Consider the following 23017-nt stretch of genomic DNA (forward strand, 5'->3'; position numbering starts at 1 on the left):
GTCATTGACCCAGTCCCGCGAGCGTGGCGAGGCCGAGGAAGCTGAAAAATCCCATCACGTCGGTCGCCATGGTAACGAAAACGGCCGAAGACACCGCCGGGTCCACATCCTGACGATCGAGCAGCACCGGCACAGCAATTCCTGCCAGCCCGGCGACCAGATTGTTGATGACCATCGCCGCGCCGATCACCAGACCCAGCGTCGGATTGCCGTAGACCAGCCCGACCCCCGTGCCGATCAGCAGGCCCAGCGACAGGCCGTTGGCCAGCGCGATGCGCAGCTCGCGAAACACCATGCGGACGGTGTTCGAGCTGGTCAGTTGATTGGTCGCCAGCGCGCGCACGACCACCGCCAGCGTCTGTGTCCCGGCATTGCCGCCCATGCCCGACACGATCGGCATCAACACCGCGAGCAATGCGAAGCGGGCAATCGTGCCTTCGAACAGTCCGACCACGCTGGCGGCGATGACGGCGGTGCCGAGGTTGACGATCAGCCAGGTCAGCCGGGTCCGCACGGTCAGCCCGATGGGCTCGTTAATGTCGCCGTCGCCCGCGCCGGACAGGCGGGTGATGTCCTCGCCAGCCTCTTCCTGAATGACGTGGACGATGTCGTCGACGGTAATCATGCCGACCAGCCGTTCGCTGTCGTCGGTGACGGCGGCGGAGATCAGCGCGTATTTCTGAAACCGCAGCGCGACCTCTTCCTGATCCATATCGACTGGGATCAGCGTCTGTTCGCGCTTCATGACGTCGACGATCGGCACGCCGCGCGGCGTCCGCAAAATCCAGCTCAGCGCACAGGTGCCGACCGGGCGATGCGCCGGATCGACGACGAAAATCTCCCAGAAATCGGTCGTCAGTTCCTGATTTTCGCGCAGATAATCGATCGTGTGGCCGACGGTCCAATGTTCGGGCACCGCGATCAGCTCGCGCTGCATCAGGCGCCCGGCGGATTCCTCAGGGTAACTCAGCGCGGCCTCGATCGCGGCGCGATCGTCGGGGTCGAGCGCGCGGAGCACGGCGGCCTGATCGTCGGCCTCCATATCCTCGATCATCGCGACCGCGTCGTCGGTATCGAGTTCGGCGGCGATATCCGCGACTTGCGTCGCGTTCATCGTATCGACCATCTCCTCGCGGACATGTTCGTTCAGTTCGGCGAACACGTCCGCGTCGACCAGATCGCCCAAGGCACGGGTCAACGTGCCGCGCAATTCGCGTGGGGTCAGTTCGAACAGATCGGCCAGATCGGCGGGGTGCAGCGGGCTGACCAGTTCGCGCGCGCGGGCATCGTCACGCGCCTCGACCGCCGCCAGCACGTCACGCACGAATGCGGGGCGCAGCCGGTCGTCTTCGTCGAGTTGCGTTTCGGGACGGTCGGAGAGGCCGGTCTCGCTCATCGCTGCTGCCTCCTCGGATGCGGGTTCGCGCCCCCTATGGCCCGAAGGCTAATGCGCGTCCACCACCACGTCGGGCAAGTCGGCACGCGAACGGCGCATCACGAAGATCAGCGGCATCACCGCGATCGCCGCCCACATCATCACATAATAATCGTCGAGATAGGCGATCATCACCGCCTGGCGCGTGACTTCGCTGTTCATCATCTGGGTGATCGCCGCGCCGTCGAAGCCGAGCTGTTCGAAGATCCCCTGCCCCAAAAACGGCAGCCGGGTTTGCGACAAATGGCCGCCCAGCGTCGAATGGCTGACCTGAGTGTTGCGCGCGATCAGGGCGGTCATCAGCGAAATCGCCACCGACCCGCCGATCGAGCGCATCAGATTGTACAGTGACGCAGCGTCCGTTCTAAGGGCGCTCGACAAAGTCGACAGGGCCAGCAGGTTCATCGGCAGCACGACAAGTCCGAGGCCCAGCCCCTGGATCAGCCCGGTGACGATGATCGGCCGCTGGTCCATCTGCAGGTCGAACCCGGTCATCATCCACAGCGACAACGCCAGCAATGCCATCCCCGTGAGGATCGGGACGCGCGGATCGATGATCCTGGCCAGCCGTCCCGCCAGAAGCATCCCCGCCATCGTGCCGACACCGCGCGGCGCGGTCAGCACCCCCGCCAGCAACACCGGATAGCCGAGCAACGCCTGCAGCATCGGTGCCACCAGCGCCGCACCCGCCATCAAAATCCCGCCCAGTACGAAGATCGATACGCATGCCGTGACGAAGTTGCGGTCGGCGAACAGCGCGCGCGGCAGCACCGTGTCCTTCGTCGTCACGGTGTGGACGATGAACATCCACGACGTCATCAAACAGATGCCGAGTTCGACCCAGATCTCGGTTGCGTCGAACCAGTCGAGCTGCACGCCGCGATCGAGCAATAGCTGCATCGAGCAGAGCGCAGTCGCCAGCAACACGAAGCCGGTCAGGTCGAACCGCCGCCCGGCCTGCTTGCCGCCCGAAAGCAGCAACCAGCCGCCGATCGCGGTGACGATGCCGATCGGCACGTTGATGTAAAACACCCAGCGCCAGTTGAAATTGTCGGTGAGATAACCGCCGACGACCGGCCCCAGAATCGGCCCGACCATGATCACCAGCCCCCACAGGGTCATCGCTTGAACGTGCTTTTCGGGCGGGTTGATGTCGTACATGATCGCCTGGCTCATCGGCGCGAGGACGGCACCGCACAGCCCCTGGATCAATCGCGCCGCGACCATCGTGGTCAGCGAATTGGCGACGCCGCACAAAGCGGAGGAGATCGTGAAGCCGGCGACCGCAACGGTGAACAGCATCCGCCGTCCGAGCCGTGCCGATAGCCAGCCGGTGAGGGGCAGTGCCACCGCGCTCGCGAGGATGTAGCTGGTCAACACCCATGAAATCGTATCCGGTGACGCGCTCAAGGCTGCCTGCATATGCGGCAAGGCCACGTTGGCGATGGTCGTATCGAGCACCACGATGAACGTCGCCGCCATCGTCAGGGTCATGATCAGCAGACGCCTGCCGGACGGGAGGACGGTCGGATCGGTCAGATCATCGTGCCCCGCAGCAGCGTCGGTAGTTCGCCGACTTCGCCGCGCGCTTCGGCCATGAAGAAGCTCTTGAGGGGCGCGATGCGTTCGACCGCGCCGATGCCGAAACGGCGGACGGCGCGGGGAATTCGACCGGGGACGCCGAACAGCCGCGTGAACGAGTCGGTCGCGACCGATACCGCCATCGCATCGAACCCGCGCCAGCGCTGATACCGCGCCAGCAATTGTGCATCGCCGAGATCGAGGCCGAGCCGGCTGCCCTCGACGATCACTTGCGCCAGTGCGGCAGCATCGCGCCAGCCGAGATTGAGCCCTTGCCCGGCAATCGGGTGAATGCCGTGCGCCGCATCGCCGACCAAAGCCAGCCGCTCGCCGATGATCGTCGCGGCATGATGGAAGCCGAGCGGCCAAGCGGCACGTGGGGCGGCGATGGTGAACTTGCCAAGCAGTCCGCCCGCCGCTTTTTCGGCTTCGACCGCGAAAGCGTGGTCGCTGAGCGCCATCATGCCGGCGGCATCCTTGCCGTGGACGCTCCACACGACCGCAGAGCGCTTGCCACCGATCATCGGCAGCAAGGCAAACGGGCCGGCAGGATAGAAAATCTCGTGTGCCACGCCGCCGTGGTCGCGCTCGTGATCGAATGCCGTGACGATTGCCGAATGCGCGTATTGCCACTGCGCGATGCGAATGCCGGCCGCGTCGCGCGTCGGCGACCGGCGTCCCTCGGCCGCGACGAGCAGGTCGGCACGGACTTCAGAGCCGTCCGACAATGTCGCGAACACGCCGTCTTCGCGCCGGTCGACCTCGGCCCGCGCGGGCATGCGCAGGTCAATATTGGACGATGCCAGCGCGGCTTCACGCAATTCGCGGCGCAAGATGCGGTTCTCGACCATCGTGCCCAAGGGCCGCTCGTCCGCGAACACCAGCGGATCGCGTTGCAGCCCGTCGCGCACCTCGATGCGGTGGATCGGCTGACCATGCGGGACCAGCCGTTCGGCAATCCCGATCGCTTCGAGCATGTTCCAGCTGGCCGACGCGATCGCCGAGGCGCGTCCATCGAACGTCGGTGAAAGGGTGGTTGCCGGATCGGCAGGATCGACGACCACGCTGCTGACGCCGTGCCGGTCCAGCGCCAATGCGAGCGTGAGCCCGACCAACCCGCCGCCGAGGATGAGGACGTCCGTGCGTTGCATGAGGGTGCAATAGCCGCCCCGACCCACGCCGTCACCCCGGCGGAGGCCGGGGCCGTCGGCCACGGTCGTGCTCCACAGCGAGCGGCCCCGGCCTCCGCCGGGGCGACGCGACGTGCATTGACGGCGACTCCCCGACATGGGATTCTTCCACACACGACCGAACAAACGGAGCGGGGACAATGGCGAGCCGGGCCGAGGGCAATTGGCAGGATGCGATGAAGCGCGGCGCGGTACGCGGCGGGACGCTGACCGGTGCGGTGCTGTTGCTCGCGGTGACGCTGGCGCTGGGACTGGCCTTGCTCAGCTATCGCGCCACCGATGGGTCGATGAACACCGCCGCGGGTGGCGCGACGCACAACTGGATCGGTGTGCCCGGCGCATGGACTGCGGATGTCCTGCTGACGTTGTTCGGACCGGCGTCGGCATTGTGGCTGCCGGTATCTGCCGTCCTGGCACTCCGGCTGTGGCGCGATTCGCACCCCGCCGGGTGGAAGCGCCAGCTGCTCGGCACCCTCCTCGCGGTCGCCCTGTTCGCGGCAGCCATCGGCATCGTCGTCGGTGGCGAAGCGCCGGGGCTGCCCGCAGGCTATGGCGGCGTGATCGGCATGTTGGTCGGCAAGGGCGCGGCGTCCGCCTTGTCGTTGGTTCCCGATCCGGCGTGGGTTGCACCGGCGGGCTGGGCAGTCGCGGGGCTGTTCGCGCTGATCGCCACCTTCGTCTGGGCGCGCTCGCTGGCGCTGGACGAGGTCGAACGCGCGTTCCTGTTCACGCGGCGCGAGCGCGCGGCGCGCGACGAGATCGCGTTCGACGATGAACCCTCGATCGTCAAAATGCCGCGACCGGCCAAGCCCGCATTGCCGCGCGCTGCCTTGCCCGAAACGGTCCGCTCCAAACCCGTCATTGCCGATCGCGCCCCGGCCCGCGCACCCAATAAGGATCGCCAGCCGAGCCTCGCCTTGCGCGACAAATACGTCCTGCCGTCGCTCGACCTGCTGACGCCCGCGCCGCCCTCGACCGGTCCCGCGCTCGACAAAGCGAGCCTCGAAAAGAATGCGCGGCTGCTCGAAACCGTGCTCGATACCTTCAATGTGAAGGGCGAGATCAAGGAAGTCCGTCCCGGCCCGGTCGTGACGATGTACGAGCTGGAGCCCGCCCCGGGCATCAAGGCCAGCCGCGTGGTGCAGCTGGCCGACGACATCGCGCGCAACATGTCGGCGCTGTCGGCGCGCATCGCGACGATCCCCGGCCGCACGGTCATCGGCATCGAACTGCCCAATGCGCGGCGCGAGGCGGTGGTGCTGCACGAGCTGATCGCCAGCGACGCGTTCGACGATACCGGCGGGTCGCTGCCATTGGTACTCGGCAAGAATATCGCGGGCGATCCGGTGATCGCCGACCTTGCGCCGATGCCCCATCTGCTGGTCGCGGGGACCACTGGCTCGGGCAAGTCGGTCGGACTTAACGCGATGATCTGTTCGCTGCTGTACCGGCTGACCCCGGATCAGTGTCGCATGATCATGATCGATCCGAAAATGCTCGAACTGTCCAGCTATGAGGACATTCCGCACCTCCTTGCCCCGGTCGTCACTGAGCCAGCGAAGGCGATCCGCGCACTCAAATGGGCGGTGGAGCAGATGGAAGACCGCTATCGCATGATGGCGTCGATCGGCGTGCGCGGCCTCGCCAGCTTCAACGAGAAAGTGCTCGCGGCGAAGGCCAAGGGTTCGAAGCTCGGGCGGCGCATCCAGTGCGGTTACGATGCCGAAACCGGGCAGCCGATCTACGAAGAAGAGAGCCTGGATTTCGAGCCGCTGCCGCAGATCGTCGTGATCGTCGACGAATTGGCGGATTTGATGATGACTGCGGGCAAGGAGGTCGAATTCCTGATTCAGCGCCTCGCGCAGAAGGCGCGCGCCGCGGGCATTCATTTGATCATGGCGACGCAGCGTCCCTCCGTCGACGTCATCACCGGCGTGATCAAGGCGAATCTGCCGACGCGAATTTCGTTCGCGGTAACCTCGAAAATCGACAGCCGCACGATCCTCGGCGAACAGGGCGCCGAACAACTGCTGGGCAAGGGCGACATGCTGTACATGCCCGGCGGCAAGCAGGTCGTCCGCGTCCACGGCCCGTTCGTCAGCGACGAAGAGGTCAAGGCGGTCGCCGATCACTGGCGCGGCCAGGGCACGCCCGATTACATCATGGCGGTGACCGAGGAGCCCGAGGACGGCGGCTTCGACCTCGACGGCGCGCCGACCGGCGAAGATTCGGCAGAGGATCAATTGTATCGCAAGGCGCGGCAGTTGGTCGCGGAGAGCCAGAAGGCCTCGACCAGCTGGCTCCAGCGGCAATTGCGCGTCGGTTACAACTCGGCGGCGCGGTTGATCGAGCGGATGGAAACTGACGGCCTCGTCTCGCGGCCCGACCATGTCGGGCGGCGCGAAGTGCTGATGGATACGGACGGCCGTCAGCACTGACGTTTGCCGTAGCGGCCACGCACGCTAAGGGGCCGCGCATGCCTTCCACCCAGCCGCTCGTCACGCTCGCCGATATTCAAGCCGCCGCTGCGCGCATCGCGGGGGCGGTGATCCACACGCCGACGATGAAAAGCCAGACGCTGTCCAACATGCTCGGCTGCGACATTTGGCTGAAGTTCGAAAACCTCCAATTCACGGCGGCATACAAGGAACGCGGTGCGCTCAACAAATTGCTGCTGATGGCCGAGGTCGATCGCGCCAAGGGCGTGATCGCGGCGTCGGCGGGCAATCACGCGCAGGGGCTGGCCTATCACGGCGCGCGGCTGGGCATTCCGGTGACCATCGTCATGCCGCACCCGACCCCGACGGTGAAGGTGATGCAGACCGAAGGACATGGCGCGACGGTGATCCTGCACGGCGAGACGTTCGACGCGGCTTATGCACATGCCCGCGAACTCGAGATCGAGCGCAGCCTGACCTTCGTTCACCCGTTCGACGATCTGGACGTGATCGCCGGGCAAGGCACGGTCGGGCTCGAAATGCTCGCCGATGCGCCGGAGATCGACACGCTGGTCATTCCGATCGGCGGCGGCGGACTGCTGTCGGGTATCGGTACCGCGGCGCGCGCGCTGCGTCCGGGCATCGCGGTGCACGGCGTCCAGGCCGAGCTGTATCCGTCGATGTACGACGTCATCACCGGCGCCGACCTGCCGTGCGGCGGCGACACGCTGGCCGAGGGGATTGCGGTCAAGGAGCCGGGACACATCACGCGCGAAATCGTCCGCGCGGTCGCCGACGACATCATGCTGGTCAGCGAGCGCGAACTCGAACGCGCGGTCAGCCTGTTGCTGCAGATCGAGAAAACCGTGGTCGAGGGCGCTGGTGCAGCGGGTCTCGCCGCGTTACTGTCCGATCCCGAAAAGTTCGCGGGAAAGAACGTCGGCATCGTGCTGTGCGGCGGCAATATCGATACGCGGCTGCTCGCCAATGTGCTGCTGCGCGATCTGGCACGATCAGGCCGCCTCGCGCGTCTGCGCATTCGCCTGCAGGACCGTCCCGGCGCGCTGTTTCATGTCGCCAAGGTGTTCCACGAGCAGCAGGTCAACATCATCGAGGTGTATCACCAGCGCGTGTTCACGAACCTCCCCGCCAAGGGGCTGGTCACCGAAATCGAATGCGAAACCCGCGACGGGGCGCATCTGGAACGGCTGGTCGCGGCGCTCAAAGCGGCGGAGTATGACGTGGCCCCGATCGAGCTCGCCTGAAAAAGAGAGTTAACCGGCTTTTCACACTCTGCCGCTTTGCGCATAACCTCGACTCGTGAGCGTCCAGACCAAATTTCCCCGGTTCTTTGTGACGACCCCGTCGCCCTGCCCCTATTTGCCCGGGCAGACCGAGCGCAAATTGTTCACCGAACTGCATGGGGCGGGCGCCGCCGAGTTGCACGACGCGCTGTCGCAGATCGGTTTCCGCCGCAGCCAGAGCGTGGCGTATCGCCCGTCATGCGTGACGTGCTCAGCCTGTGTTTCGGTGCGCACATTGACTCAGGAATTCGCCCCCAATGCGACGCAGCGCCGTTTGACGCGGCATTATGCCGGGCTCGACATCGCCGCCTGCCGCCCCTGGGCGACCGCCGAACAATTCGGGTTGTTGCAACGCTATCTCGAGGCGCGACACGCACGCGGCGGGATGGTCGGCATGGACGAAACCGACTTCGCCGAAATGATCGAAGTGTCGCCGGTCGATTCCTATGTCGTCGAATATCGCGACGACGGACGGCTGGTCGGCGCCTGTCTGACCGACCGCCAGGCCGACGGGCTGTCGCTGATCTACAGCTTTTTCGATCCCGATTATGACGGGCTCGGCACCTTCATCATCCTCAATCACATTGCCCGCGCCGCCGATGCCGGCCTGCCACACGTCTATCTCGGCTATTGGGTACAGGGCGCGAAGGCGATGGAATATAAGGCGCGCTTCCGCCCGATGGAGCGGTTGGGACCTGCGGGCTGGCAGCGGGTCACCGATGCGGAAGCGGCGCCGTCACTCCGCAGCGAAGGCGCCGAGGGCAGCCCCGGCGCCCATAAACTCTAGCCCGCGAACGGATCGCGGACCAAGATCGTATCTTCACGCTCGGGGCTGGTTGAAACCAGTGCCACGGGGCAGTCGATCAATTCTTCGACGCGTTTGATGTATTTGACGGCCTGTGCCGGCAGTTCCGCCCAGCTGCGCGCACCCGCGGTCGATTCGCTCCAGCCTTCAATCTCTTCATAGATCGGCTCGGCCGCCGCCTGATCGATCGCATGTGGCGGAAGGTAATCGTAAGTCTTGCCGCCAACGCGGTAGCCGGTGCAGATTTTGAGCGTCTCGAACCCGTCGAGCACGTCGAGCTTGGTCAGCGCGATGCCGGTGATCCCGCCGACAGCCGCCGCCTGCCGCACCAGCACCGCGTCGAACCAGCCGCAGCGCCGTTTGCGCCCCGTCACGGTGCCGAATTCATGCCCGCGCGTGCCCAGCCGCTCACCCGTTTCATCGTCCAGCTCGGTTGGGAACGGCCCCTGCCCGACGCGCGTGGTGTAGGCCTTAACGATGCCCAGCACGAAACCGGTCGCGGCGGGACCCATGCCGGACCCACTCGCCGCGGTTCCCGATACGGTGTTGGACGAGGTGACGAACGGATAGGTCCCGTGATCGACGTCGAGCAGCATGCCCTGTGCGCCTTCGAACAGGATACGCTTGCCGTCGCGCCGCGCCTGGTCGAGCAATCGCCACACCGGACGCGCGTAAGGCAGCACCGCGGGCGCGATCGCCGCCAGATCGCGCATCAATCGCTCACGATCGACCGGGCCGACGTTGAACCCGGCGCGGATCGCGTCGTGATGCGCGCACAGCCGGTCGATCTGCGGAGCGAGGCTGTCGAGATGCGCCAGATCGCACACGCGAATCGCGCGGCGCCCGACCTTGTCTTCATACGCCGGACCGATGCCGCGCCGCGTGGTGCCGATCTTGAACGCCGAGGCATCCTCGCGAAACGCATCGAGATCGCGGTGGAATGGCAGGATCAAGGGACAGGTTTCGGCGACCGACAAGGTCTCCGGTGAAATCGCTACGCCTTGCGCGCGGAGCTTTTCGACCTCGTCGCGGAAATGCCACGGATCGAGCACGACGCCATTGCCGATCATCGACGGCGTGCCGCGCACGATGCCCGATGGCAGCAGGCTCAATTTATAGACCTCATTGCCGACGACCAGCGTGTGCCCGGCATTATGCCCGCCCTGGAAGCGCACCACGGCATCGGCGCGCGCGGCGAGCCAATCGACGATCTTGCCCTTGCCCTCGTCGCCCCATTGCGCGCCGATTACGGTGACGTTGGCCAAGATTCGGTTCCGTTCAGATATGGGAAAGGCGTGCGCCGGTTATGGGCGATACGCGCGCGCGTCCACCCTGCTCGTGCCGGAGACCCGCCATGCGCTCGATCGCCCTGCTCATTCCCTTCGCTTTTTCCGCCGTCGCCGCGATGGCACAGGATGTACCGGCACCGCGCCCGATGCTCAGCGACGCCTGCCGCGCCGAGGTCCAGACGCTGTGCCCCGCCAGCACCGATCGCGATGCGCGCCGTCAATGCATGATGGCCAGCCGCGACAAATTGTCCGACGGTTGCAAGGGTGAAATTGCCAAGCGGATGGAAGCGATGCGCGCAATGCGTCAGCAAGCTCAGGCGAGCAATCAGCCGGCGGTGCCGCCCGCCGACAATGCCACGACATCCCCGCGATAAGGTTTCAGCCGAAACTGCCCGGATAAACTGAAAATCCGACCGCCGGTTCGTCGGTACCCGCGATGACATAACTGCCGCCGCGGCCGATTTCGCGTTCGCCGGCGAAAAGCGAAAAACCGAACCAGCTTTGATATTCGAAGCCGTGCCGTTCGGTCGGGTCGACGGTGACGCGTGCGCCATCGGCGGCCAGCGCGTCGGCGATGCGCGTTATACCGTCGATGCGGCTGGTCAAAAGCCCGGCATGGTCGAAGCGACGCAACGCGCTCAACGCCTTGCCGGGTTCGCCCATCGCCCCGAGCAGGGGCAGCCAGTGGCCCAGTTCCGCCGCAACCAGCCCGCCTGCATCCTTCATATCCAGCAAATGATCGATCGCCGCCACACGCTCGGCAGGTTCGATCTTGCCGCAGAGGATCGTGACCAGATCGGGCAACGTCAGATCGACGGTGATGTCTTTCGCCCCGCCGGCTCGGAGGGCGGCCAAGGCCAGCGCAACGATCTCGAGCGCTGCGTCGACCGTGTCCAGACCGATCAATTCCGCGCCGATCTGCGTCCGTTCGCGCGCCGGATCGAGGCCGCCCGCCGCCAGTTTGACGACCTGCCCGGCATAGCCGAGCCGCAACGGGCGCGGCGCCGCGGCCAGCGTCGTCGCGGCAATACGGGCAATCTGTGGGGTGATGTCCGACCGGACCGCCAACAGCCGCTGTGTCTTCGGATCGACGAACCGCGCCAGATCGGTGCGCGCACCCTGCAGCCGCGCCGCCAGCCCGTCCTCATATTCGACCAGAGGCGGTGACACCTGAGCGAACCCGGCATCCCCGATTGCCGTGAGCATCGCCGCCACACGCGCCAATGCCGCCGCCGCCTCGCCGGGCAAACGGTCGCGCAGCCCCTCGGGCAACAATCCGGCGGGAATCGTCATTGAGCGCGCCCTAATCGAATTTGAGCGCCGTGGCGCGCTTCACGCCGGGCAGCTTCAAAATCGCGTCGAGCACCGCCGCCGGGACCGGCGTATCGACCGATAGCAGCAGCACTGCCTCGCCCCCCGCATCGCGGCGACCGAGGTGGAACGTGCCGATATTGACGCCCGCTTCACCCAGCGTCGAACCCAGCCGCCCGATGAATCCCGGCGCGTCTTCATTGACGATGTACAACATGTCGCCCGCCAGATCGGCCTCGACCTTGATGCCGAACAGCTCGACCAGACGCGGAGCGGTGTTGCCGAACAAGGTGCCCGCGACCGAGCGTTCGCCCGCTTGCGTCGCGACGGTGACGCGCACCATCGTATGGTAATCGCCCTCACGCTCGCGGCGAACTTCACGCACGTCCATGCCGCGCTCGCGCGCCAGGAACGGCGCATTGACCATGTTCACCGTGTCCGAATGCACGCGCATCAGCCCGGCGAGGACGGCGGACGTGATCGGTTTTGGATTGAGCGCCGCGGCGGCCCCCTCCATCTCGACCGAGATCGCGGTCAGTCCGTCATGTGCGAGTTGGCCGACCAGCGATCCGAGTCGTTCGGCGAGCGCCATATACGGCTTCAGCTTGGGCGCTTCCTCGGCGCTCAACGACGGCATGTTGAGCGCGTTGGTCACGCCGCCGGTGACCAGGAAATCGGCCATCTGCTCGGCGACCTGCAGCGCGACATTGACCTGCGCTTCGTTGGTGGATGCGCCGAGGTGGGGGGTCGAGATGAAGTTTGGGGTGTTGAACAAAGGCGATGCCGTCGCCGGTTCCTCGACGAACACGTCGAGCGCGGCACCGCCGACCTGACCGCTATCGAGCGCGTCCTTCAACGCCGCTTCGTCAATCAATCCGCCGCGCGCGCAATTGATGATGCGCACGCCCTTCTTGGTCTTGGCGAGGTTTTCGCGGCTCAAAATATTGCGCGTCTGGTCGGTCAGCGGCGTGTGCAGTGTGATGAAATCGGCCTTGGCGAGGAGCGTGTCGAGATCGGCCTTTTCGATGCCGAGTTCCACCGCGCGATCGGCGGTGAGGAAGGGATCATAGGCGACCACCTTCATCTTCAACCCCAATGCGCGGTCGGCGACGATCGAGCCGATATTGCCCGCGCCGATCAGGCCGAGCGTCTTGCCGGTCAGCTCGACGCCCATGAAGCGGTTCTTTTCCCACTTGCCCGCCTGGGTCGAGGCATCGGCTTCTGGCAATTGCCGCGCCAGCGCGAACATCAGGGCGATGGCGTGTTCGGCGGTGGTGATCGAGTTGCCGAACGGCGTGTTCATCACCACCACGCCTTGCGCGGACGCCGCGGGGATATCGACATTGTCGACGCCGATACCGGCGCGGCCGATGACCTTGAGGTTGGTCGCGGCGGCCAGGATTTCCTTGGTCACTTTCGTCGAGGAGCGGATGGCGAGGCCGTCATACTCGCCGATCCGCGCGATCAGCTGATCTTTGGTTTCGCCGGTGATCTCATCGACCTCGACCCCGCGTTCGCGGAAGATCTGGGCGGCCAGGGGGGACATTTTGTCGGAAATAAGAACTTTGGGCATTTGTTTGGAACCTCACGTCGCCGCGGCGGAGGCCGGGGCCGTTGGAATGAAAGCGCTGCCGTGTGCAGCGGCCCCGGCCTTCGCCGGGGCGACGATCAACTGGCTTTGACCTGCGCCCAGGCCCAATCGAGCCACGGACCCAGCGCCGTAATGTCGGCGGCATCGACCGTCGCGCCGCACCAGATGCGCAGACCCGCAGGCGCATCGCGGTGACCCGCGACATCATAGCCTGCGCCCTCGGCCTCCAGAACGCCGGCAAGCGCCTTGATCTTGGCTTCGTCAGCACCTTCGACCTTGAGGCACACGCTGGTCTTCGAGCGGATCGCCGGATCATCGACCAGATGCGACAGCCACGGCAGGCTTTCGACCACTTCATCGAGCGCCGCGGCATTGTCCGCTGCGCGCTGCTGCAGCCCGGCCAGACCGCCGATCGACTTGGCCCATTCGAGCGCGAAGATCGCATCCTCGACCGCGAGCAGCGAAGGCGTATTGATCGTTTCGCCGGTAAACACGCCCTCGTTCAGCGCACCCTTGGCCATCAGCCGGAATATTTTTGGCAGCGGCCATGACGGCGTGTGTGCCTCCAGCCGCTCGACTGCGCGCGGGCCCAAAATCAGCACACCGTGCGCCGCCTCGCCGCCGAGCACCTTTTGCCAGCTGAACGTCGCGACATCGACCTTGTCCCATGGAATATCATAAGCGAACACCGCGCTGGTCGCGTCGGCGATGCTCAATCCTTCGCGGTCGGCGGCGATCCATTCGCCATCGGGAACGCGCACACCCGACGTGGTGCCGTTCCACGTGAACAGGACATCGCTCGACCAATCGACCGAATCCAGATCGGGGATTTCCCCATAATCGGCGCGCAGGACGGTCGGATCGAGCTTGAGTTGCTTGACCGCGTCGGTCACCCAGCCTTCGCCGAAACTCTCCCACGCCATCGTCGTGACGGGACGCGCACCGAGCAAGGTCCACATCGCCATTTCGTAAGCGCCGGTATCCGAGCCCGGCACGATGCCGATGCGGTGGGTGTCAGGCAGCTGGAGCATTTCGCGCATCAGATCGATGCAATATTTAAGCCGCGCCTTGCCCAATTTGCCGCGATGCGAGCGGCCCAGCGCGCCGGTGGCGAGGCGCGAGGCATCCCAGCCCGGAGGCTTGGCGCAGGGTCCCGATGAAAAATAGGGGCGTGCAGGCCGGGTTGTTGGCCGGTCTCGTTGCGCAGGCGCAACCGATGGCGCCGGGCGTTCCGATAACGTCGTCATTCAGTCTCTCCTCACAGAGAGCACGCGCTGCGTTGGGACAGCGTGGCCCGTCGACCGCCCTAGAGTCTTGCTGCGGTGCGTCAAGCCGCTAACCTCGCCATCGATGCGCCGCGCCGTGCTTTTATTGTGCCTGCTGGCGCTCGCCTCGTGCATCGGCGCACCGCGCCGCCAGCGCCCGCCGCCGCAAGCCGAGCGCGTCATGGATTCCGCCGCGTTGCGTCAATGCTTGTCGAAACTCGACCTCGGCGTGGCGCGTTATCGGCTGCTGCCCGACCGCGACTTCGGCAATGGCTGCTCGGCGAAAGGCGCGGTGCAATTGCTCGATATTGGTACGCCGATCACCAATTTGGGGGCGATGACGTGCCCGCTCGCGTCCAGTTTCGCGCAATGGGTGCAGTCCGACCTGCAGATCCCGGCGATGGGCGAGTTCGGCAGCCCGGTGGTCAAGGTCGAGACGTTCGGCACCTATGCCTGCCGCAACGTCAACAACGCGGCGGAGGGCCGACTGTCCGAACACGCCTTCGCCAATGCCGTCGATGTGTCCGCCTTCGTGCTCAAGGACGGGCGGCGCATCGCGGTGCTCGGCGGATGGCGCGGCGATCCCGCCAATGGCCGCTTCCTGCGCGCAGTCCGCGATGCTGCCTGCCGCCGGTTCAGGACGGTATTGTCGCCCGACTATAATGCGCTGCACGAGAACCATCTCCACTTGGATATGGGCGGCGCGCGACTCTGCCGCTAAGGGGCCGGGATGACCGAAACACACATCCCGTCGCGCGTCTTTCCCGACGCATCGCAAGGCGCCGTCGACGCCAAGAACATCGTCCACACCGCGCAGACCGACAGCCTGTCGTACAAGCTGGCATTCCAGGACAACGCCTTTCTGCTGCGCCCCGACCTGCGCCCCGTCCGCTTCCAGCTGGAATTGCTCAAACCCGAACTGTTCCTCGACGAAGCCAACATCGCCTCGACGATGGTGTTCTACGGCTCGGCGCGGATTCCCGAACCCGGCGTCAAATCACAGAACCCCGATCCCAAGATCGCCGCGCGGCTCGAGGCCAATAGCTGGACCTATGCCGAAGCGCGCAAGCTCGCTGCCCTCGCCAGCACCAATGCGCATGACGAGGATGGCAAGCGCCACTTCGTCGTATGCTCGGGGGGTGGTCCGTCGGTGATGGAGGCGGCCAATCGCGGCGCGGCGGATGTCGGCGCGGAGTCGATCGGCCTCAACATCGTCCTGCCGCACGAACAGGCGCCCAACCCCTATGTTACCCCGACGCTGAGTTTCCAGTTCCACTATTTCGCGCTGCGCAAGATGCACTTCCTGCTCCGCGCGCGCGCCGTGGCGGTGTTTCCCGGCGGGTTCGGGACGTTCGACGAGACGTTCGAGCTGCTGACATTGATCCAGACGGGCAAGATCAAGCCGATCCCGATCCTGATGTTCGGGCGCGACTTCTGGAACCGCGTCGTCAATTTCGAGGCGTTGGTCGAAGAAGGCGTGATCGGCCCGCAGGACCTGAACCTGTTCCGCTTCGTCGATACCGCCGAAGAGGCGTGGCAGATCGTCCAGGATTTCTACGCGGCTTAAGCGCCCGGCTTGGTCGCCGGTGCGCTGCTATTGCCCGGCGTCCCGCCCGGCTGCGGCCCCGAAGGCGGCGTGTCGGTCTTGGCACCTTGCCCAGCCGGCGCTTCGGGCGCGCCGCTCGCCCCGGCGGCTGGCGCGGCCGGCAGCGGCAGGTTCGACCCCTGGCTGTTCAGATAGGCGATGACGTTGGCGCGATCCATCGCGTTGCTGAGGCCCGCAAAGCTCATCTTGGTGCCCGGCACATAGGCGCTGGGCTTGGTCAGCCACTGATCGAGCTCGGCAAAGCCCCATTTCACGCCCTTGCCCTTGAGCGCATCGGAGAAAGCGTAGCCGCCCTTGCCCTCGCCGGCGGCTTCACCGACTGTGGCATACAGGTTCGGGCCGATGCCGTTCGCACCGCCCTGGGTGATCGTGTGACATGATGCACACTTCTTGAACGTTTCCGCGCCCTTGGCCTCCTCGGCGGTCTGCATCCGCATCGCGATCGGCGGATCGGCGACGGCACCGGCGTCGGCACTCTCTTCGACGACGCCTTCGACGACATATCCCGGATGTTCCGGCTTTTCGCCGCGGAAATACTCGCTCGACACGATCGTCGCGCCCAGCGCCACGATCCCCGCGCCGAGCACCATCATCGAGATCGTGTTGAACCGGTCGTCCATGCGTCTTCCACCCTGTTCGGAAATAGTCGCGGCGCTTTAGGAAAGCAGGCGGGGTGGCGCAAGCGCAGTGCTTCGCTTACGCGGGCGCGCCATGAACCGCTTTCCCGCTCCCGCGCGCCCGATCGTCGAAAAAATGCTGGCCGCCGCCGAGCATGATCCGGACAATGCGGTGTCGTTCCAGGGCGCGCCGGGTGCCAATTCGCATATCGCCATCGAGCAAGCCTGTCCCGGGGCGCTGCCGATCCCGTGCTTTTCGTTCGAGGATGCGATCGACGCGGTGAAGGAAGGCCGCGCCGCCCGCGCGATGATCCCCCTCGAAAATTCGCTGCACGGGCGCGTGGCCGACATCCACTTCCTGCTCCCCGAAAGCGGGCTGACGATCATCGGCGAGCATTTCCTGCCGATCCATTATTCGCTGATGGGCACGGGGCCGATCGCGGGCGTCAAGGCGGCGATGAGCCACCCGCAGGCGCTCGGCCAATGCCGCCGCTGGCTGCGCGCGCGAAACATCCAGCCGGTCCAGCACGAGGACACGGCCGGGGCCGCCGCGCAGGTTGCCGAAACCGGCGATCCGAGCATCGCCGCGCTCGCCCCACCGCTCGCTGCCGGGATTTACGGCCTCGAAACACTCGAAAGCATGATCGCGGACTCCTCGGACAACATGACGCGCTTCGTCATCCTGTCGCGCGATGAAGCCCCGCCGCCGCCCGAGGGTACGCCGACGATGACCACGCTAATCTTTGAAGTTAAGAACGTCCCCGCCGCTTTGTACAAGGCGATGGGCGGGTTCGCGACCAACGGCGTGAACATGACCAAGCTCGAAAGCTATCAGCATGGCGGCAGTTTTTCGGCGACCGAGTTCTTCGCCGATTTCGACGGCCACCCCAGCGATCCAGCGGTCGCGCGCGCGCTCGATGAACTGACCTTCCATTCGAAATGGGTGCGGTTGCTCGGAAGCTATCCCCAGGCCAGGCCGCGTGGGTAACATCCGCGTGGCTGATATTCGCGCCGCGACCGCCGCCGACCTCACGCCGCTGCGTGCGCTGGTCGAAAGTGCCTATCGCGGCGATAGCGCCAGGCGCGGCTGGACGCATGAGGCCGACATGCTTGGCGGCCAACGCACCGACGAAGACACGCTGGGCGCGATCATCGCCGACCCGCAGCAGCGGATTTTGCTGGCGGAGCGCGACGGCGCACTGGCCGGTTGCGTCCAACTCACCGCGAAAAACGACGGCACCGCCTATCTTGGCCTCCTCGCCGTCGATCCAGAGTTGCAAACCGGCGGCATCGGCGCAAAACTTATCGCCACCTGCGAAGCGGCCGCGCGCGACGAATTCCATGCCACGCGGATGGAAATGACCGTCATCGACGGCCGCACCGAACTGATCGCTTACTATCAACGCAAAGGCTACGCCCTCACCGGCGAACGCCGCCCCTTTCCGATGGGTGACGAACGCTTCGGCTTGCCGCAGCAACAACTCGAATTCGTTGTCTTAGAAAAGGCCCTTTAGGCGGCCCACACCCGCAGCAGGGTGTGCGCAATCGCGAACGGCGGCGGCGCGACGAACCGTCCGGGTTCACCCGCCAGCGCGGCGCGCACCTCGTCCTTTGTCGCCCAGAGCGCATCGGACAATTCCTTCGGATCGAGCGTGATCGCGTCGTCCAGCGCCTCCGCCACACAGCCGATCATCAATTGCGACCCGCCAAACGGCCACGGCTGACTGGCGATATAGCGCACCGCGCCCGTCGGGACGCTGGTTTCCTCCAGGATCTCGCGGCGCACGGCTTCTTCGATCGACTCGCCGGGCTCGAGAAACCCCGCCAGTGCCGAATAGCGCCCCTCCGGCCAACCCGCATTGCGCCCCAACAGCGCCCGCCCGTCATGTTCGGCAACCATGATCACCACCGGATCGGTGCGCGGGAAATGTTCCGTGCCGCAGGTGCCGCACTTGCGCCCCCAGCCGCCACGAAACACCGCCGTGCCATGCCCGCAGCGCGCGCAAAAACGGTGCGCGCCGTGCCACCCGATCAGGCTGATCGCCGTCCCGAAAATCGCCGCATCGCCCGCCCGCATCATGCTCAATGCCGCGAACATCGCCGGTGAGCGCATCACCGCATTGATCGGCCCATCGGGTGCCGGCACGAAATGCGCCCGCCCCTGATCCAGCCCGAGGAAGATCAGGTCCGCTTCGGCATCGACCTCCGCCAGGCTGCCCCAATTTAACGAGCCATCATCGCCCAGCTGCGGCTCGACCCCGTCGAGCAGCAGCACCCGCGCGCGCCAGTCGAACAGGGCGGCATAGCCATCCGCATCCTGCCGCAAATGGTCGGCCCGATCGAGCGGATAGCCAGTAAGGGCCGGAGGCATCACAGGCTGGTATAGACGGTGCGCGAAAAGTCCTTGGTGAAGGGCATCGCGCTGTCGGGCATATATTGCGCGAAGCCCGACGCGCGGAACTTGGTCGATGGGTCGACCCACGCCACCGTCGCCGCCGCGCCGCCCCAACCATAAGTGCCGACGCCTTCGCCCAGCCCGTTGGGCGTGATGCGGACGCGCCCGCCCGCGCCGAACCCCTGACCCGCGGCGAATGTCCCGCTAGTGTCCACGCCTGGCGCCAGCAAATTGGACATTGCCAGCCGCGCCGTCGCCTCCCTCATGACCCGCACGCGCCCGATCGCGCCGAAGCCGGCCAGCATTTGCAGGAACCGGTCATAATCGCGCGGGCTCATGACCAGACCCGAGCCGCCGAGTTTCAGCGCTGGCTTGTCCGCGAAAATGGTCGTCGCGCCCGGATCGATCGGCGCGCGCGCGGTGCCGAGAATGCCGTAATTGGTCGTCATCCGCGCCAATTCGGACGTCGGCACCTGGAACCAGCTGCTCGTCATGCCCAGCGGCTGGAATATCCGCTTTCGCAGGAACGCTTCGAATTCCATGCCGCTCGCCTGCTCGATGATGTGGCCCATCAGATCGAGGCCGCACGAATAGCTCCAGCGCGTGTCCGGATCGGCGATCAGCGGCAGCGTCGCCAGCCGCTCCGCGAACGCCGCGAGGCTCGGCGCGGGCGGGATCGCATCGAGACCGGGCAACTTCATGTGGCTCACCGCGCCCGATGCCAGACCGTTGTGCACAAAGGCATCGTGCAGCGCGCCCTTGCTGATGATTGCATAACCGAGGCCACCCGAATGGGTCAGGACGTGGCGGATCGTCAGCGGCTTCGACGCGGGCCGCGCATCGAGCGACTTGACCGGATCGAGCGCCACCATCGGCTTGCGGAAACCGGGCACAAAATCGCCGACATCCTGGTCCAGCCGCAGCTTGCCGTCCTCGACCAACATCATCGCCGCGATGCCGGTGATCGGCTTGGTCATCGAATACATGCGGAACAGGCTGTCGGGGCTCATCGCCAACGCACCAGCTTCGCGCCCCTGCTTGCCGCGCACCGCGAAGTTCGGCGCGAGCGTGCCGCGCCCGATCGCCCCGACCGCGCCCGGCAACCGGTCGTCGGCGATATAGGCGTCGAACAAAGCTTGCGTCGCCGCGATGGCCGGATCGGGAATCGCCGGCGACAACGCCCAACTCGGCTGAGCCAGCAACACGCCGCCCAGCAATGCGCTGCCACCCATAAACCGCCGCCGGTCAACCGCCTGATCGAACATTCGCATCCTCCTGCATCGCTATCGTTACGGCCTTGCGAAACAAGGTCGGCAAACCCGCTTCGTCCAGCGTTTCGCGTGGCCACCACTCGACGTCGCCGTCAAGCGCGATTTCGGTTCCGCGCCGCACATCGAGCGTCAGGCGAAAATGCGTGAAGACGTGCGTCACCTGCCCAAGCCTTTCGCCCGCGCCGGCATCTTCGCTGACCGGCAACCCCAGCATTCCACCGAGCAACCCTTTGGGCGGCCGCCGGACCAGCGCGACGCCTTCGCCGCGCTCGATCCACCAAGCGGTCGCCGTCCGTTCGGGCCGCGCCTTTTTTGGCGAGCGGCGTGGATAGTCGGTTGGATTGCCCTGGCGGTAAGCGCGACACCCCGCACGAACCGGACACAGCAAGCATTTCGGACTGCGCGGGGTGCAGACCGTCGCGCCCAGATCCATCATCGCCTGCGCGAAATCGCCTGCGCGCTCGCCGGGCGTGATAGCGTCGGTCAGGCGGTAAATCTCGTCTTCGGCGGGCAGCGGCGTCTCGACGATGAACAACCGCGCAACGACGCGCTTCACATTGCCATCGACCACCACCGCCCGTTGACCGAGCGCAATCGCTGCGACCGCCGCCGCCGTATAGCGCCCGACCCCCGGCAGCTGGCGCCACCCCGCCTCGTCAACCGGGAACCCCTCCGCTGCCATCATGCGCGCCGCCGCCAGAAAATTGCGCGCCCGGCTGTAATAACCGAGCCCCGCCCACTCGCGCATCACCTCGGCATCCTCGACCGCCGCCAGTGCCCGCACATCCGGCCACCGCGTCAAAAACCGCCGATAATAAGCCATCACTGCCGCCACGGTGGTCTGCTGCAGCATGATTTCGCTCAGCCACACCGCATAGGCATCGGGCGTGTCACTGCGCCACGGCAGGTCACGCCGGTGGGCATCGTACCAGTCCAGCAAGCGGGCGGAAAAGTCGTTCAGGTAAAGTCTCTTTAGCGTGGGCCAAGCCTGTGCCATGACGCTGCGCGATGCCCAAGGCCAAAGCCATAATCGCGCCTGCTGAACGCCCCCGTGGCGGCCGGGCGCGTGCGGTGTCGGAAATCGTCCCCGAAGTCGGGCGCATGGCGTTTCGTCGCTTCGGCTTCGTGCAAAGCTCGGTCGTCAGTCGCTGGCGCGAGATCGTCGGGGAGCGCTACGCCGACGCCTCGGTCCCCGAATCGATCCGCTTTCCGCAGGGCAAGCGCCAGGATGGCACGCTGACCTTGCTCGTTACCGGCGCGCACGCCCCGATGATGAGCCATGTGACGGGCGTCATCATCGAACGGGTCAACCGCTTCTTCGGCTACAGCGCGGTCGCCAAAGTGGTGATCCGCCAAGGCAATATGCCAAAGCGCCCGGCGCGCGCCATACCGCTGGAACTCGTTGCCTTGCCCGTCGAACTCGGTGCGTCGCTCAAGACCATCGCCGATCCCGAGTTGAAGGCCGTCCTCGAATCGCTCGCCCGCGGAGTTGCGACCGCCACCGCCATTCCCGTCATGGGGAAAATATCCTGATGCGCCAGATCCTGTCTATCCTCGCCGCCATCGGCCTGACCGCCGCCGCACCCGCTCCCGATTGGACGCGCCGCGTCACGCAGACGCCGACCGGCGCGTATGTCCTGGGCAACCCGGCGGCAAAGGTCCGGCTGGTCGAATATCTCAGCTACACCTGTCCGCACTGCGCGCATTTCACCAAGGAATCGGCGACCCCGCTGCGCCAGAACTACATCCGCTCGGGCAAGGTGTCGGTCGAATTCCGCCACGCGATCCGCGACGGGCTGGACTTGACCGCCGCCTTGCTGACGCGGTGCGGTGCGCCCGCGAGCTTCTTTACGCGCAGCGAAACCGTGTTTGCCAATCAGGACGCGATGTTCACCAAGATCGAAGCGTGGCAGGCCGCCAACCCCGCCCCCGCCAGCATGGATGCAGCGGTCAAGGCGTTCGCCACCGGTTCGGGCCTGTCGACGCTGATGGCCGCGCAAGGCGTGCCGCTCGCGCGCCAGAATCAGTGCCTCGCCGATCCAAAGATGCGCGCCGCGCTGGTCGCCCAAGCCGATGAAGCTTGGAAGAAGCGTCAGATTCCCGGCACGCCGGCCTTCATCCTCGACGACCAACTCCTTGGCGGCGACTGGAAAAGTCTCGAACCGCAACTCCGTGCGAAAGTGAATTGATGAAAAAGACCGCTGCCCTGATGGCCATTCTCGCGCTCGCCGCGTGCAAGAAGGAAGAAACCAACACGACCGTCGCCGCGTCGGCGCCCGTCGCCGGGGCGACTGCGCCCGCGGGTCAGGACTGGACCACCACCTTCGCCTCGTCGCCCGAAGGCGGCTTCATCATGGGCAACCCCAATGCGCCGATCAAATTGGTCGAATACGGTTCGCTGACCTGCCCGCACTGCGCCGAATTTTCGGAAAAAGGCACTGCGCCGCTGAAAGCGCTGGTCCAGCAGGGCAAGTTGAGCTGGGAATTCCGCAATTATGTCCGTGACGCGGTCGATACCACCGCAACGCTGATCGCGCGCTGCAACGGCCCGGCGTCGTATTTCGGCATGCTGGAGGCGATGTACGCCGCGCAGGCGAGCTGGTTCGCCAAGATCCAGGCGGTGCCGCAGGCGCAATTGGAAAGCATCCAGAACCTGCCCCCGGCACAACAATTTCCCAAGCTTGCCGAATTGACCGGACTCAAGGATTTCGCGGCTCAGCGCGGCGTCGGCGCGGCCAAGGCCGATGCTTGCCTGGCCGACCAGACGCAAGCGCAACAGCTCGCCAAGATGGTCGAAACCGCGAACAAGATGGACGGCTTCGTGGGCACCCCGACCTTCCTCATCAACGGCCAGATCGTTCCCAATTCAGCCAATTGGGAAACGCTTGAGCCCGCGCTCAAGCAAGCGGGCGCTTGAAC

The 23017-nt window shown here is 65.7% G+C and carries 22 protein-coding genes; 11 read left to right on the plus strand and 11 right to left on the minus strand.

Annotated elements, in window-relative coordinates:
* Position 1 precedes the first annotated feature (1 nt).
* Genes mgtE through ACM9ME_RS05085 form a run of 3 tightly spaced genes read right to left on the minus strand, consistent with a single transcriptional unit; the run spans position 2 to position 4167 of the window.
* Complete coding sequence (gene mgtE / locus ACM9ME_RS05075; protein ID WP_415642355.1) at positions 2–1396, minus strand: magnesium transporter; 1395 nt, start codon at positions 1394–1396, stop codon at positions 2–4.
* Between the two features lie 48 nt (positions 1397–1444).
* Positions 1445–2929, minus strand: coding sequence for a DHA2 family efflux MFS transporter permease subunit (locus ACM9ME_RS05080; protein ID WP_415642356.1), 1485 nt, complete (start codon positions 2927–2929; stop codon positions 1445–1447).
* Positions 2930–2970: 41 nt separating this feature from the next.
* On the minus strand, positions 2971–4167 hold the full coding sequence (locus ACM9ME_RS05085; protein ID WP_415642413.1) for an FAD-dependent monooxygenase: 1197 nt from the start codon (positions 4165–4167) through the stop codon (positions 2971–2973).
* Positions 4168–4346: 179 nt separating this feature from the next.
* Between ACM9ME_RS05085 and ACM9ME_RS05090 the strand changes: the two genes are divergently transcribed.
* From ACM9ME_RS05090 to ACM9ME_RS05100, 3 genes are read left to right on the plus strand one after another with little or no spacing between them, the layout of a single operon-like run.
* The gene (locus ACM9ME_RS05090) at positions 4347–6644 is read left to right on the plus strand and encodes an FtsK/SpoIIIE family DNA translocase (RefSeq protein WP_415642357.1); all 2298 of its coding nucleotides are present in this window, start codon (positions 4347–4349) and stop codon (positions 6642–6644) included.
* A 38-nt stretch (positions 6645–6682) separates the two neighbouring features.
* Positions 6683–7909, plus strand: a complete 1227-nt coding sequence (locus tag ACM9ME_RS05095) for a threonine ammonia-lyase (protein ID WP_415642358.1) — start codon at positions 6683–6685, stop codon at positions 7907–7909.
* 55 nt (positions 7910–7964) lie between these two features.
* Complete coding sequence (locus ACM9ME_RS05100) at positions 7965–8735, plus strand: arginyltransferase (protein ID WP_415642359.1); 771 nt, start codon at positions 7965–7967, stop codon at positions 8733–8735.
* Here ACM9ME_RS05100 and ACM9ME_RS05105 read toward each other — a convergent pair.
* Positions 8732–10018: an adenylosuccinate synthase gene (locus tag ACM9ME_RS05105; protein WP_415642360.1), complete on the minus strand. Its 1287-nt coding sequence runs from the start codon at positions 10016–10018 to the stop codon at positions 8732–8734. The genes ACM9ME_RS05100 and ACM9ME_RS05105 overlap by 4 nt on opposite strands.
* Before the next feature lie 89 nt (positions 10019–10107).
* On the opposite strand from ACM9ME_RS05105, the gene ACM9ME_RS05110 reads away from it, so the two are divergent.
* Positions 10108–10416 carry a hypothetical protein gene (locus ACM9ME_RS05110; protein ID WP_415642361.1) on the plus strand — a complete coding sequence of 103 codons (309 nt, stop codon included), beginning with the start codon at positions 10108–10110 and terminating at the stop codon, positions 10414–10416.
* A gap of 4 nt (positions 10417–10420) precedes the next feature.
* Here the strand turns inward: ACM9ME_RS05110 and ACM9ME_RS05115 are convergent, their stop codons facing one another.
* The 3 genes from ACM9ME_RS05115 to ACM9ME_RS05125 form a co-directional block, all read right to left on the minus strand.
* Positions 10421–11335: an ATP phosphoribosyltransferase regulatory subunit gene (locus ACM9ME_RS05115; RefSeq protein WP_415642362.1), complete on the minus strand. Its 915-nt coding sequence runs from the start codon at positions 11333–11335 to the stop codon at positions 10421–10423.
* A gap of 10 nt (positions 11336–11345) precedes the next feature.
* A complete protein-coding gene (gene serA, locus ACM9ME_RS05120) occupies positions 11346–12926 on the minus strand; it encodes a phosphoglycerate dehydrogenase (protein WP_415642363.1) in 1581 nt (526 codons plus the stop codon).
* Between the two features lie 95 nt (positions 12927–13021).
* Positions 13022–14191 carry a phosphoserine transaminase gene (locus ACM9ME_RS05125; RefSeq protein WP_415642364.1) on the minus strand — a complete coding sequence of 390 codons (1170 nt, stop codon included), beginning with the start codon at positions 14189–14191 and terminating at the stop codon, positions 13022–13024.
* Between the two features lie 103 nt (positions 14192–14294).
* On the opposite strand from ACM9ME_RS05125, the gene ACM9ME_RS05130 reads away from it, so the two are divergent.
* On the plus strand, positions 14295–14930 hold the full coding sequence (locus tag ACM9ME_RS05130; RefSeq protein ID WP_415642365.1) for an extensin family protein: 636 nt from the start codon (positions 14295–14297) through the stop codon (positions 14928–14930).
* Positions 14931–14939: 9 nt separating this feature from the next.
* Positions 14940–15776 carry an LOG family protein gene (locus ACM9ME_RS05135; protein ID WP_415642366.1) on the plus strand — a complete coding sequence of 279 codons (837 nt, stop codon included), beginning with the start codon at positions 14940–14942 and terminating at the stop codon, positions 15774–15776.
* On the opposite strand, the gene ACM9ME_RS05140 is transcribed toward ACM9ME_RS05135, so the two are convergent.
* Positions 15773–16435, minus strand: coding sequence for a c-type cytochrome (locus ACM9ME_RS05140; protein ID WP_415642367.1), 663 nt, complete (start codon positions 16433–16435; stop codon positions 15773–15775). The two genes, ACM9ME_RS05135 and ACM9ME_RS05140, sit on opposite strands and share 4 nt — an antisense overlap.
* A gap of 91 nt (positions 16436–16526) precedes the next feature.
* Here ACM9ME_RS05140 and ACM9ME_RS05145 point away from each other — a divergent pair, with 91 nt between their 5' ends.
* Both ACM9ME_RS05145 and ACM9ME_RS05150 read left to right on the plus strand, forming a co-directional pair.
* Entirely contained in the window at positions 16527–17420 is an 894-nt protein-coding gene (locus tag ACM9ME_RS05145) for a prephenate dehydratase (protein ID WP_415642368.1), read from the plus strand.
* Between the two features lies 1 nt (position 17421).
* Positions 17422–17946 carry a GNAT family N-acetyltransferase gene (locus ACM9ME_RS05150; protein WP_415642414.1) on the plus strand — a complete coding sequence of 175 codons (525 nt, stop codon included), beginning with the start codon at positions 17422–17424 and terminating at the stop codon, positions 17944–17946.
* On the opposite strand, the gene nudC is transcribed toward ACM9ME_RS05150, so the two are convergent.
* From nudC to mutY, 3 genes are read right to left on the minus strand one after another with little or no spacing between them, the layout of a single operon-like run.
* Positions 17943–18803 (minus strand): NAD(+) diphosphatase, encoded by an 861-nt coding sequence (gene nudC / locus ACM9ME_RS05155; RefSeq protein WP_415642369.1) that lies wholly within the window; start codon positions 18801–18803, stop codon positions 17943–17945. The genes ACM9ME_RS05150 and nudC overlap by 4 nt on opposite strands.
* Positions 18803–20092 carry a serine hydrolase domain-containing protein gene (locus ACM9ME_RS05160; RefSeq protein ID WP_415642370.1) on the minus strand — a complete coding sequence of 430 codons (1290 nt, stop codon included), beginning with the start codon at positions 20090–20092 and terminating at the stop codon, positions 18803–18805. Before ACM9ME_RS05160 ends, nudC begins: the two co-directional genes overlap by 1 nt.
* Entirely contained in the window at positions 20073–21095 is a 1023-nt protein-coding gene (gene mutY, locus ACM9ME_RS05165; RefSeq protein WP_415642371.1) for an A/G-specific adenine glycosylase, read from the minus strand. The genes ACM9ME_RS05160 and mutY overlap by 20 nt, the downstream gene beginning before the upstream one ends.
* 11 nt (positions 21096–21106) lie before the next feature.
* On the opposite strand from mutY, the gene ACM9ME_RS05170 reads away from it, so the two are divergent.
* The 3 genes from ACM9ME_RS05170 to ACM9ME_RS05180 are packed head-to-tail and all read left to right on the plus strand — an operon-like array spanning position 21107 to position 23015.
* Positions 21107–21631: a DUF721 domain-containing protein gene (locus tag ACM9ME_RS05170; RefSeq protein WP_415642372.1), complete on the plus strand. Its 525-nt coding sequence runs from the start codon at positions 21107–21109 to the stop codon at positions 21629–21631.
* Positions 21631–22287 (plus strand): DsbA family protein, encoded by a 657-nt coding sequence (locus tag ACM9ME_RS05175; RefSeq protein WP_415642373.1) that lies wholly within the window; start codon positions 21631–21633, stop codon positions 22285–22287. The genes ACM9ME_RS05170 and ACM9ME_RS05175 overlap by 1 nt, the downstream gene beginning before the upstream one ends.
* The gene (locus ACM9ME_RS05180; RefSeq protein ID WP_415642374.1) at positions 22287–23015 is read left to right on the plus strand and encodes a thioredoxin domain-containing protein; all 729 of its coding nucleotides are present in this window, start codon (positions 22287–22289) and stop codon (positions 23013–23015) included. The genes ACM9ME_RS05175 and ACM9ME_RS05180 overlap by 1 nt, the downstream gene beginning before the upstream one ends.
* Positions 23016–23017: the final 2 nt, after the last annotated feature.

Origin of the sequence: Sphingomonas antarctica, assembly GCF_965137005.1 — a bacterium.
Lineage (GTDB): Bacteria > Pseudomonadota > Alphaproteobacteria > Sphingomonadales > Sphingomonadaceae > Sphingomonas_O > Sphingomonas_O antarctica.

Bases quoted from the DNA above. Each gene is read 5' to 3' on its own strand.
- nudC (WP_415642369.1), bottom strand. From the start codon at position 18,803: ATGCCTCCGGCCCTTACTGGCTATCCGCTCGATCGGGCCGACCATTTG.
- ACM9ME_RS05160 (WP_415642370.1), bottom strand. From the start codon at position 20,092: ATGTTCGATCAGGCGGTTGACCGGCGGCGGTTTATGGGTGGCAGCGCA.
- mgtE (WP_415642355.1), bottom strand. From the start codon at position 1,396: ATGAGCGAGACCGGCCTCTCCGACCGTCCCGAAACGCAACTCGACGAA.
- serA (WP_415642363.1), bottom strand. From the start codon at position 12,926: ATGCCCAAAGTTCTTATTTCCGACAAAATGTCCCCCCTGGCCGCCCAG.
- ACM9ME_RS05135 (WP_415642366.1), top strand. From the start codon at position 14,940: ATGACCGAAACACACATCCCGTCGCGCGTCTTTCCCGACGCATCGCAA.
- ACM9ME_RS05090 (WP_415642357.1), top strand. From the start codon at position 4,347: ATGGCGAGCCGGGCCGAGGGCAATTGGCAGGATGCGATGAAGCGCGGC.
- ACM9ME_RS05140 (WP_415642367.1), bottom strand. From the start codon at position 16,435: ATGGACGACCGGTTCAACACGATCTCGATGATGGTGCTCGGCGCGGGG.
- ACM9ME_RS05085 (WP_415642413.1), bottom strand. From the start codon at position 4,167: ATGCAACGCACGGACGTCCTCATCCTCGGCGGCGGGTTGGTCGGGCTC.
- ACM9ME_RS05145 (WP_415642368.1), top strand. From the start codon at position 16,527: ATGAACCGCTTTCCCGCTCCCGCGCGCCCGATCGTCGAAAAAATGCTG.
- ACM9ME_RS05095 (WP_415642358.1), top strand. From the start codon at position 6,683: ATGCCTTCCACCCAGCCGCTCGTCACGCTCGCCGATATTCAAGCCGCC.
- ACM9ME_RS05170 (WP_415642372.1), top strand. From the start codon at position 21,107: ATGCCCAAGGCCAAAGCCATAATCGCGCCTGCTGAACGCCCCCGTGGC.
- ACM9ME_RS05115 (WP_415642362.1), bottom strand. From the start codon at position 11,335: ATGACGATTCCCGCCGGATTGTTGCCCGAGGGGCTGCGCGACCGTTTG.
- ACM9ME_RS05080 (WP_415642356.1), bottom strand. From the start codon at position 2,929: ATGACCCTGACGATGGCGGCGACGTTCATCGTGGTGCTCGATACGACC.
- ACM9ME_RS05175 (WP_415642373.1), top strand. From the start codon at position 21,631: ATGCGCCAGATCCTGTCTATCCTCGCCGCCATCGGCCTGACCGCCGCC.
- ACM9ME_RS05110 (WP_415642361.1), top strand. From the start codon at position 10,108: ATGCGCTCGATCGCCCTGCTCATTCCCTTCGCTTTTTCCGCCGTCGCC.
- mutY (WP_415642371.1), bottom strand. From the start codon at position 21,095: ATGGCACAGGCTTGGCCCACGCTAAAGAGACTTTACCTGAACGACTTT.
- ACM9ME_RS05130 (WP_415642365.1), top strand. From the start codon at position 14,295: ATGCGCCGCGCCGTGCTTTTATTGTGCCTGCTGGCGCTCGCCTCGTGC.
- ACM9ME_RS05180 (WP_415642374.1), top strand. From the start codon at position 22,287: ATGAAAAAGACCGCTGCCCTGATGGCCATTCTCGCGCTCGCCGCGTGC.
- ACM9ME_RS05125 (WP_415642364.1), bottom strand. From the start codon at position 14,191: ATGACGACGTTATCGGAACGCCCGGCGCCATCGGTTGCGCCTGCGCAA.